10 protein-coding genes are annotated in these 10846 nt (G+C 39.1%); 3 read left to right on the top strand and 7 right to left on the bottom strand.

The window, feature by feature from the left end; genetic code table 11:
• The first annotated feature begins 8 nt into the window (after positions 1-8).
• On the top strand, positions 9-167 hold the full coding sequence (locus tag K2X50_02365; protein MBX9586079.1) for a hypothetical protein: 159 nt from the start codon (positions 9-11) through the stop codon (positions 165-167).
• Positions 168-443: 276 nt separating this feature from the next.
• Here K2X50_02365 and K2X50_02360 read toward each other — a convergent pair whose 3' ends face one another.
• The 4 genes from K2X50_02360 to K2X50_02345 all read right to left on the bottom strand — a co-directional run bounded on the left by K2X50_02360 (position 444) and on the right by K2X50_02345 (position 4630).
• The gene (locus K2X50_02360; GenBank protein ID MBX9586078.1) at positions 444-1388 is read right to left on the bottom strand and encodes an SPFH/Band 7/PHB domain protein; all 945 of its coding nucleotides are present in this window, start codon (positions 1386-1388) and stop codon (positions 444-446) included.
• Positions 1389-1398: 10 nt separating this feature from the next.
• Positions 1399-1851 carry an NfeD family protein gene (locus tag K2X50_02355; protein MBX9586077.1) on the bottom strand — a complete coding sequence of 151 codons (453 nt, stop codon included), beginning with the start codon at positions 1849-1851 and terminating at the stop codon, positions 1399-1401.
• Between the two features lie 314 nt (positions 1852-2165).
• Positions 2166-3767: a hypothetical protein gene (locus K2X50_02350; GenBank protein MBX9586076.1), complete on the bottom strand. Its 1602-nt coding sequence runs from the start codon at positions 3765-3767 to the stop codon at positions 2166-2168.
• A gap of 215 nt (positions 3768-3982) precedes the next feature.
• A complete protein-coding gene (locus K2X50_02345) occupies positions 3983-4630 on the bottom strand; it encodes an OmpA family protein (GenBank protein MBX9586075.1) in 648 nt (215 codons plus the stop codon).
• A 174-nt stretch (positions 4631-4804) separates the two neighbouring features.
• On the opposite strand from K2X50_02345, the gene K2X50_02340 reads away from it, so the two are divergent.
• Positions 4805-5524, top strand: a complete 720-nt coding sequence (locus K2X50_02340; GenBank protein MBX9586074.1) for a L,D-transpeptidase family protein — start codon at positions 4805-4807, stop codon at positions 5522-5524.
• Between the two features lie 28 nt (positions 5525-5552).
• Here K2X50_02340 and K2X50_02335 read toward each other — a convergent pair whose 3' ends face one another.
• Genes K2X50_02335 through parC form a run of 3 tightly spaced genes read right to left on the bottom strand, consistent with a single transcriptional unit; the run spans position 5553 to position 9543 of the window.
• The gene (locus tag K2X50_02335; protein MBX9586073.1) at positions 5553-6767 is read right to left on the bottom strand and encodes a tyrosine transporter; all 1215 of its coding nucleotides are present in this window, start codon (positions 6765-6767) and stop codon (positions 5553-5555) included.
• Positions 6754-7278 (bottom strand): PH domain-containing protein, encoded by a 525-nt coding sequence (locus tag K2X50_02330; protein MBX9586072.1) that lies wholly within the window; start codon positions 7276-7278, stop codon positions 6754-6756. The genes K2X50_02335 and K2X50_02330 overlap by 14 nt, the downstream gene beginning before the upstream one ends.
• A 9-nt stretch (positions 7279-7287) precedes the next feature.
• Entirely contained in the window at positions 7288-9543 is a 2256-nt protein-coding gene (parC, locus tag K2X50_02325) for a DNA topoisomerase IV subunit A (GenBank protein ID MBX9586071.1), read from the bottom strand.
• A gap of 156 nt (positions 9544-9699) precedes the next feature.
• On the opposite strand from parC, the gene K2X50_02320 reads away from it, so the two are divergent.
• Positions 9700-10812, top strand: a complete 1113-nt coding sequence (locus K2X50_02320) for a patatin-like phospholipase family protein (protein MBX9586070.1) — start codon at positions 9700-9702, stop codon at positions 10810-10812.
• The last annotated feature ends 34 nt before the right edge of the window (positions 10813-10846 follow it).

Genomic DNA, 10846 nt, shown 5'->3' with positions numbered 1-10846 from the left:
GGATGTATGTGATATTTAATAAGGATTTTAATCGATATAATCAAGCAGTGCTTTTGAGAAATATCAATGATGATGCGCAGCTATTGCCAGGTTATTTAGTGCCAAAATTAGTTAAAGAGGTGCCTGGCGTTTTAAGTAAAGTACCAATTGATTTAGAAATGGCATAAACAACAACCATTAAGTTGGGACATTGTGTGAGCAAAGCGTACATATCTCTTACCCGATAGATGCTGCAAAAAATGACCTGAACCATTGGTGGTTCCTTCTATTGCTGGGTCAGGATATGTCCTTGACCCCATGATTATTTCTCGCAGAGCAAAGTTCTGAATACAGGATTCTGTAAATAGTCAGTTAGAAGGCTGACAATCTGATCGTAGTCTTCTCACTAACTGGGTATCTCATCGAATGTTTTTTCCAGAGCCCGAGACTCTAAAAACTGTCCGTTAGTTTTCAGGGTGCTTATTTGTATTCATTGTAGTAAAAATTTTCCCTATGGAAGACACAACGCCTGCCACATCGGACAAATTAGCCGGGATGATCATAGCATTGTTTTGTTGCGCGAGCTTGCCAAATTCGTTTAAATAACTTTCAGCAATACGTAAGTTTACAGCGTCGGAACCTCCCTTATCATTAATTGCATTTGCAATTTCACGTATACCCTTCGCTGTTGCCATCGCCACTCGCTCGATTTCTTGAGCACGACCTTCAGCTTCATTGATACGTTTCATACGTTCGCCTTCTGAGCGAGCGATAGCTTCTTGTTTATCGCCTTCAGCGCGATTAATTTTTGCTTGCTTTTCGCCCTCTGATTCTGCGATAAGCGCACGTTTTTCGCGCTCAGCTCGCATTTGCTTTTCCATTGCATCTTTAATGCTTGAGGGTGGTAAAATATTTTTAATCTCATGTCGTGTGACTTTCAGTCCCCATGGCTCTGATGCTTTATCAACGGCAGTGACTATTTCAAAATTAATTTTTTCTCGCTCTTCAAATGTGCGATCTAATTCGATCTTACCTATTTTACTGCGCATAGTAGTTTGTGCAAGTTGTGTTGAAGCAAATACATAATCCATGATGCCGTATGTGGCTTTGACTGGGTCTTGAATTTGCATATATAAAATACCATCAACCTCAACGGTAATATTATCTTTAGTTATACAAGATTGTGGTGGTACTTCGATTACCATTTCCTTCAAAGAATGAACATGAGCAACGCGATCAAAAAATGGAATAATAATATGAAAACCTGGCTCCAGCGTTGCATGATACTTTCCTAGTCTCTCAATAATCAGCACTGTTTTTTGTGGAACAATTCGCGCAGAGCGCATAACCACAATAAATACAAAAAAAGTAATGCCTAATAAAATAATTGTGCTTATATTAAAATCCATGCTTTTCTCCTCAAGGTAATTTAACTTTAAGCGTCAGATTGTTGTGTGAAATAACTTTGACAATAGACCCTTTTTTGATTGTGTCAGATGCTGTGGCTTTCCATGCAGTTCCAAATAATTCAACTTTGCCAAATGCATGTGCTTCGATATCCTCAAGAACAACCGCATTGCTACCAATAACAGTATCAATCTCATGCGTATCATCTTCGCGTAACAAAACACGAGGGTGACAAATGCGCTTAGCTGTCTTGCGAAAAAGCACTAGAGAGAGTATGGAGACACTGATAAAAATGGCAAGCTGCGCATCTAAATTGGGAACAAAACCCATTAATCCTAATAAAGAAACCACCCAAGCTCCAATACCAAAAAATACCATAATAAAATTAGGTGTTACTAGCTCAGTTAGAAGTAATAATAAACCTAGCAAAAACCAGACTAAAATGGGAGATATATTTTCAAACATACGATATCCTTGCATAATTTTAGCGTGATCAGGATACATGAATGCTGAGTAATTGTAAATAGCATACTCTTATGCATATTTGTCACCCTTCTTGTTTTACCACTATTACAAATATATACGGATTTCAAATGCACTTTTTTCAATATCAGAGACTTTTTCTTCCATTATCTTTACCGACCTAAATACCTCACCCCTGAATCCATACAAATCCTCATTTTCTGAATCAATTTTTATTTAGAAATTTTATAAACAACAACCATTAAAATAGGGAATGAGTAATCAAAAAATACATAATTCTTAACAGGGAGATGTTGCTAAAAACCACCTGAGCCATTGGTGGTTCTTGCTATAACAGGCTCAGAATCGCTACTTGATTCGCTATCTTCTCGAATAACACCTAATACTTCGAGCATTTTAAGTTGTTGTTGAGAATCTAATCTTTTATTAAGAGGGAGACTATCGAGTTGCACAGACTCTTCGCTAGTAGCTTTTTGTTTGGCGCTGGCTGAAATTGTATCCATATGGGGTTGCGCATCACTGAATGAACGTAGTCTGACGACTCGGGTAGGTGGTTCTTTCTCTTTAGATTTTCCGGAAGCAAATAGTGGAATATTTCCGCTTGATCTTAAACTGGGTAATTTAGGTATTTGAGCAGTGCTGGAATGTAATGAGCTGGTAGAAAGATTTTTTTTATCTTGAGGACCAGAAGATAATAGACGCTCCAAAATTTTTTGATAATGTTCATCTTTTGTTCTCGAAGATGTGTGTCCCATGAAAATTACACGTTGTATTCCTATTTTTTTGCAGATTATTTCATCTTCGCTAATAAGTTGTAGTAAATGTTTGTCCAAAGCAGAAGGTTGATAGTTTCCAAAAAAATTTTTCGATATTTTTTGAAAGTGAGCAATATATTGGCTCCAAATGGCTTGAAATGAATCTTCAGTCACTTTAATTTGAGTCAGCAGATTTAAAGCCTGTTCAGATTCTGTCTTGTAAAAAATATTACCTAATGTTTTCACCTTTTTTAAGCTTTCCATAGCAGCTAAAGTATCCACTGCAATATAGGTCAACCGTGCTTCTACAGAGACTTCTTCAGCATTTATTGTGGTGTTGTCTGGAAATGTATGAGTTTTTTGAGAAAATTCACCATCGACTGTGTAGACTGGCAATTTCGCAGAATTGCATTGATTTACAGCTTGGTTATTTTCTTTCATGTCATCGAAAACGTAAATTGCAGACATCCATGTTAGCAGGTGAGAAATAAATTGCATAAACATGATCCCTTTGCAGGTAGGGATTTCTTTTAATAGTGACATTGCATCAATGGCGTGTTTGCAGGCATTGCCACGGAGTTGAAGCTCTCTTATTTTGTCTGGGTTTGAAAGATTGCAAGGTAGAGTAGCTTCTTTAAAAGCAATGCCTATATTGGGGTATTCATTGCTATCCATATGTTCCATAATTTCTGGAAAATTTTTGATTATTCCTTGTAATAAATCAATATTTTTTTGACGCCCTGCTGTCAATACGACGCCTGCTCTATATGTGGCTTCTTCAAATTCTCGTAGAATCTTGGAATCAAAATTCCAAAAGAAATCAAGAGGAGTGATGACGCCATGAACAGTAAACCCCATTTCTTCTAGAAATTTTATTGCTTTAAGTCGATCTTCAAGGGAGCTTTTTGATAATGTCATGTCTGTAAATAAATAAACATCTCGAATGCCATTCGCTTTAAGTTTATTTAACAGATCAATGTTATATTTGATTTCTGTTTTAATTTCACCAGTTTCGTCGGTTTCATTTTCACCTTTGTCATTTTTGACATAGGCTGTATAGGCGAGTGTATGATCCATGTCGAGTAAGGCTGCTGGTCTCATACGACCATGGCCGATATTTACATCAACTTCTGCAATTTTCATTTTTACCTCTTTACTTATTTGATCATGTTTTATTAGTTCGATTCAACATATTGTATTTATGAGGAGAGCTTAACACATTTGAATATAGAGATGAAGCTCAAAAGTCTGTTTTTATAGTCTTTTTCATTGATAGCGAGGGGGTATTATAGGAGATAGTAGGGTAAGAAAGCAGAAGATTTTTCTTACCCTTTTCCAAATTTCTTACAATAAACACGTTAAATCGCGTGCAGAGTCACTTCAACTCGACGATTTTGCGCTTGGCCATCCTGTGTGTTATTGCTTGCGATGGCGTAGCGTTTGCCAAAGCCAACCGGTGTGATCCGATTTGGGTTAACGCCATGTGAACCAAGATAATCAGCAACATTACTTGCGCGATCTTCAGAGAGAATCTGATTGTGGTTGTCACTCCCTGTGCTAGACGTAAAGCCAGCGACTTTTATAGTGGTATTTCGAAACTCACGCATCACTTTCGCAACTGAGTTTAAAGTAGGATAAAAGTGTGGATCTATTTTTGCGCTGTCGTTTGCGAAGGTAATGTCGCTAGGCATGATGAGACGAATATCGTTACCATCGCGTTCAACACGTACACCAGTCCGTGCTAAGTGTCTGCGTAAAAGCGCTTCTTGTCGATCCATATCATTACCAATCGCGCCACCAGCTAAAGCTCCAACGCTGGCTCCGATTAGAGCGCCTTGTGAGTGGCCTAAGGCGGAACCAATGAGTGCGCCGCTTGCGGCTCCAATGCCAACACCCACCGTCGCTTTTGAGACTCGTGGTTCATCTGTGTAAGGGTCTAAAGTCATACATCCGACCAAGGTGGAAGAAACAAGAAGGGTTGCAATCGTCAAACGAAATAATTTCATGGCTTTTCTCTCTTTAGTTTGAAGGGCAGTTAACTTTCCACGGTTTAGCTGTGCGTTAACAAACAAGATCATAGCAAAACTTATGTTGAGGTGAAATAGGGGCTGTCACTATTGAGTTTAAGGGAATCGATATGTAATAATCCGAGCCTAAATAATGAACACAAGGAGAGTAGTATGAAACTAAAATGTAAAATTATAGTGATGAGCCTATTAGCCACTTTGATCAGTGGTTGTTCGACTCAACAATCTCAGTATAGTCCTGGACAATACAATAACGTAATGCGTAAAAAAGTTAATCGCTTTGATAAGATGGTTAAAAAAGAGTTTGAACCTAAGTTTATAGAAGCGCATGTTGATTATCCTCCAAAAAAAATGGCGTTGTTGATTTTTAAAAATGAACGAATGATGGAATTATGGGCACAAAATCCTAATCAACCGTGGAAATTAATCGAGAATGTTCATGTGCTCGCAGCGAGTGGTGGTCCCGGACCTAAATTACGCGAAGGCGATCGTCAGGTCCCTGAAGGTGTTTATCATATTTCTGCCTTAAACCCCTTTAGTAAATATGATGTTTCTATGCGCATCGATTATCCGAATTCTTTTGATTTAGCACGTGCTTATAATGATGGCCGACGATCTTTAGGCGGTGATATTTATATTCATGGTGGACATTTTTCAATAGGTTGTATAGCTGTGGGCAATCGTCTTGCCGAAGAATTATTTGCGATGGTATATCACGTAGGATTGAAAAATGTCACTGTGGTGATCGCGCCTAATGATTTACGGCACGCTCCACCTGTTGTGGGTGATGTGCACCCGTCATGGTTGATGGTATTGGATAGTCATATTAAACAGGAATTACAGGCTTTTTCATCGAATTCAGTATACTCATAGCATCAGATAAAAAAACTAATTAGAGATATTAAGTGTGTTGCAATATAGAAGTGGCTATTTGAGCAACAATAACGCAAAGTGAAAATAATATTGCCATCAGCAGTCCAATCTTTCCGCCAGGTGTTGTTAGTGCACTTTTTTTTGTCTTCACATAACGACCACGCATGACCATTGTCACGGGAAGTAGTATGAGGAGAATTGCCACAAATATACCGCCGTAACCCAATGCTGAGATAAAAGCATGTGAAGAAGTGAGAGTAAAAATATAGGGTGGTGTGAAAGCAACGATTGCGATGAGGAGACGATGAAACGTGCTGCGAGTTAGATGTAATCCATCAGCAATAAAATCAAATAAGCTGAGGGAGACGCCGATGAAAGATGTTGAGATAACAAAAAATACCAAAGCGCTAGAAAGTGATCCAATAAGATGATTGTTGAGTATTTTTTCTAGTGCTTTCGTGCAACCAATTTCAGGACTGCTGGTGTGTAGAATGGAGGTTAAGCTCAGTTCTCCATTCAACGGAATGATTCCAAGGATAACTAATTCCCATAATATATAAACGATGAGCGGAATAAAGCTTCCAATGAGAATGGCTTTTACGAGCATTTTGACATCGCTGTTAAGATACAAACGTAAACTAGGTATGATAATTTGATATCCGAAAGCGGTCACTAATACGGGTAGCGCTAACCACATGCCAATAAAATTCGTATGGTACAGTTGTTCTATGTGAATATTGGGAACCGAAATGCCTAAAAGTCCAAAATAACTTATGACAAAACCGAGTATTAAAAAGCGATTTAAATAATCGATTAATTTTGTACCAAGAGTGACAACAATACCGAAAATAGAAACTAAAAATAAAGTAGTTCCCCAAGAGGGCAGTGCGAAGCCAACCACTTTTTCACTAGAAGTCGTGATGAGTGAGTTCATGCCTGATAAATAAGCGGCCATCAAACAATAAAGCAAAAATAAATAAGCAAGGCTAGCAATAATCTCACCACTTTTTCCAAGCGTTTCTTTTGTCATTGAAATAATGTTAGCGCCTGGTGGTAGCCATAAATTGGCTTCGAGCATTAAAAAAGCCGCGTAAGTGGTGATGGCCCAGCAGAGGATGAATAGAGTGATTGCGGCTAAGAAACCAAATTGTGCCGTAATTACTGGGAGGGCGAGCATACCTGCGCCGATTGAAGTTCCTGCAATAAGTAAAATGGCGCCAAATAATTTATTAGTTCCCGTCATTGTTGTTTCTGCTTTTTAGTTCCGCTTGTTCTTGTGCAATGAGATGAAATTTCAGAGGAGAAGGCATATTACGGAAAGCATCTCGACTGCCACCAGTACCTGCAATAATGATCGTTCCATAATCTAAAAGTCGCCCAGATACAGATTGAACAACTTGAATGCTTTCAATTCTTGGCAATAAAATTTCGAGTGTTGCGCGTTGAATAAAACCGACTTTTACAATGACGCGCTTATTTGTAATGCCGTATTCAGATGTGCGATATTGAATATAAGCTACCACTCCGTTGACAGTTGCTCCGCATAATGCAATAAAAGCAAAAATCAGATAAAAAGGACGGTTGCTGAAAAGAGCCATTTTTCCAAATTGAAAATCGGGCAATATTAATAGTGACAACAGCATCACAACAACCCAAATGATGGTCGGAGTAAAAATAATCCAGTGAGGATGAGTTCGGTACACAACGGTTTCGCCAGGTAGTAATGATTGGTCAATATAACTGAAGTCTAGCATTGTATCTCCTCACCCATTCGTTGATTCTGCAAAATCGATCTTACGGAATCCACGAGGTAACATATTGCCTCTACGTCCTCGTTCGCCTTGATAATACGCTAAATCGGCAGGTTTTATTGTTAAATGTCTTTTTCCAGAGTGAAGTGTGAGGCTTGATTTTTCGTTGAGTATTGCAACGGCAACTAAATATTCTTCACGATTTGCTACGCGTGCAGACGGAATATTCATAATTTTATTTCCTTTGCCGCGAGGAAGTTTTGGTAATTCTGCAATAGGGAATAATAACATTCTGCCTTCATTACTAATCGCTGCTAAATATTGTGTTTCTAAATCAGTGACAAGTTGAGGAGCGAGGGCTTTTGCACCTTTTGGCAAAGCGAGAAGTGCTTTGCCGGCTCGATTTTTACTAATGAGATTTTCAAGTTCAGTGATAAATCCATAGCCTGCATCGGAGACGATAAGATAGATTTGATTCATTTCACCGGTGAGAATAGCTTCGAAAGTTGCGCCAGGCTCTGGTTTTAATCGTCCTGTTAGTGGTTCGCCTTGGCCTCGTGCAGAAGGTAAATTATGTCCTGGCAAACTATAGCTGCGACCCGTCGAGTCAAGAAATATCACGGGCAATGTCGATCGTCCATACACTTGTGCTTTAAATTGATCGCCTGCTTTGTAATTTAATTGTTTGCCATCAATCTCATGGCCTTTACCTGCTCTAATCCAACCTTGTGCAGACATAATAATGGTAATAGGTTCAGCAGAAATCATTTGATCTTCACGAATGGCTAGAGCTTCTGCGCGTTGTACAATAGCCGAGCGTCTTTCATCGCCGTATTTAATGGCATCCGCTTCGATTTCTTTACGAATGAGTGTTTTGAGTCGACGAGTAGAGCCCAATATTTTTTCAAGTTCATCGCGTTCTTTACTTAATTCATCTTGCTCACCACGAATCGCAATTTCTTCTAATTTTGCTAAGTGACGTAATTTTAATTCGAGTATAGCTTCGGCTTGTTCGTCTGTTAACTTAAATCGGCTCATCAAGACAGCTTTGGGTTTGTCCTCGGTTCGAATAATTGCAATGACTTCATCAATGTTTAAAAATGCAATTAACAAACCATCTAAAATATGCAAGCGGGCAAGTACTTTATCGAGTCGGTGTTGTAAACGTCGGCGTACTGTTTCTTGTCGGAATTCTAGCCACTCAGTTAAAATTGTGATCAATCCTTTGACTTGTGGTTTTCCATCGATGCCGATCATATTTAAGTTGACGCGGAAATTTTTCTCTAAATCAGTTGTTGCAAAGAGATGCGCCATTAATTCGTCAGTGTCAATACGATTGGAGCGAGGTGAAATAACAAGACGCACAGGATCTTTGTGATCAGATTCATCGCGTAAATCGTCGACCATGGGTAATTTTTTATTCTGCATTTGAGCAGCAATCTGTTCAATAATTTTAGCGGGCGATGTTTGGTGAGGTAATGCTGTGATGACAATATCACCCTCTTCCAATTGATAAACAGCGCGTTGTTTTATTGAACCTGTTCCTTCGCGATACATGTTTAAAATTTCGGAGCGTGGTGTAATAATTTCTGCGCCTGTAGGGTAATCAGGGCCTTGAATAATTTCGCAAATTTCTTTTAGAGAAGCAGAAGGATTGTCTAGTAATGTTACACAAGCTTGAGCGACTTCGCGAAGATTATGTGGAGGAACGTCAGTGGCCATGCCAACTGCAATACCTGTCCCGCCATTTAAGAGAATATTAGGTAAACGTGCGGGCAGTAATGCGGGTTCATCGAGAGTGCCGTCAAAATTCGGTACCCAATCAACAGTGCCATGCCCGAGTTCACTTAATAGGACTTCGGCGTAAGGCGATAATCGCGCTTCAGTATAACGCATAGCAGCAAAAGATTTTGGATCATCAGAAGAACCCCAGTTTCCTTGGCCATCAACTAAAGGGTAACGATAGGAGAAATCTTGTGCCATTAACACCATGGCTTCATAACAGGCGCTGTCACCGTGGGGATGAAATTTACCAAGGACGTCACCCACAGTACGTGCAGATTTTTTGTATTTTGCAGTCGCTTTTAATCCTAGCTCAGACATCGCATAGACGATTCGTCGTTGAACAGGTTTTAGCCCATCGCAAATATTGGGTAGGGCACGATCAAGAATCACATACATTGAATAATCAAGGTATGCTTTTTCAGTGAACGTACGTAGAGGCACTTGTTCAAAAGTGCTTTCAAACCCGTTAGTCTGTTTCGTCATTGTCTCTATGAACTCAAAAAATGTTAAATCGAGAAGCTAGTGCCATTATAACCACATGCTTCATATTGTCTATGAGAAAAAGATTGCTGTGAAGACTACTAATGGTAAAATCAGACAGTATTAATACGGGTTGTGCTTGTCAAAGGGAGGTAAAGTGTGAATAAAGCGATCTTTTTATCAGGAGGAGGTGCGCGAGGAGCCTACCAAGCCGGTGTTCTCAAATGTATTTGCGACATTCTGGGCGGGGGACAATTTCCTGCATCTATATTAAGCACTGTAAGCGCGGGTGCTATTAATGGTGCTCATCTTGCTGCTTATGCGGATGATTTTAGAGTAGGCACCAACCACATGATCAAATTATGGGGCTCTTTGACTTCAGAGCAAATTTTCCGCGCGGGTAATTTATCGTTGGCAAAATCTGTAATGCGAAATTTTGCAAGTATGGCCTTTCATCTGAATTTGTCTGGTGGTCAACATTTATTAGATACTGACCCCTTGCGTGTGTTGCTAAACGAACATATTGATTTTGATCGCATTAAAAAAAATATCGATCAAGGAATTCTAGCGGCATTTGAAGTGGCTACGACGTGTTATGATAGTTCGCAGACAATCTCATTTGTTCATTCACAAGATCCTGCGCTTGGATGGAGAAAAATTCGGCACTATTCTCAACAAGCGGTGATTACTGCTGAACATATTATGGCTTCATCCGCATTTCCTATGTTTTTTCCCGCTGAAAAAATTGACAATATGCACTATGGTGATGGGGGATTACGACATTCATCACCGCTCCGAGCATCAATTAAATTAGGTGCTGAAGCCATATTAATTATAGGTACACGAAAAACGCCCGAAATTGACGCGCTGAATAGCCTTCAATCGATTACAGATGTAAATTTTTCGAAAATTCTTGGTATGATGTTCAATGCTTTTTTAGATAATCTAGATCGAGATTTGGAGCATATGAATACTATTAATTACAATTATCAATTGATGGATTCCGAAACACGCGGCAAATCGGCTTGGCGTGAATTAAAAATTCTCTATCTTACCCCCTCAATTGATTTGGCGCGTATCGCTACTCAAAAAGAAGTCGTAATGCCTTTTTTACTGCGTTATCTTATGAATTCATTTGGAGAAAAAGAACAAAGTGGTGACTTTTTAAGCTTTTTATTGTTTGAAGCAGCTTATACTGAAGATTTAATTGAAATAGGCTACAATGATACGATGCAGAAAAAAGATGAAGTGGAAAAGTTTTTTTCTTTATGATGATGTAATGAGGTGGCAAAACATCCAAAATTCT

The organism is Gammaproteobacteria bacterium (genome assembly GCA_019748175.1).
Lineage (GTDB): Bacteria > Pseudomonadota > Gammaproteobacteria > JAIEPX01 > JAIEPX01 > JAIEPX01.
This window is presented reverse-complemented; position numbering and strand designations above follow the sequence as displayed.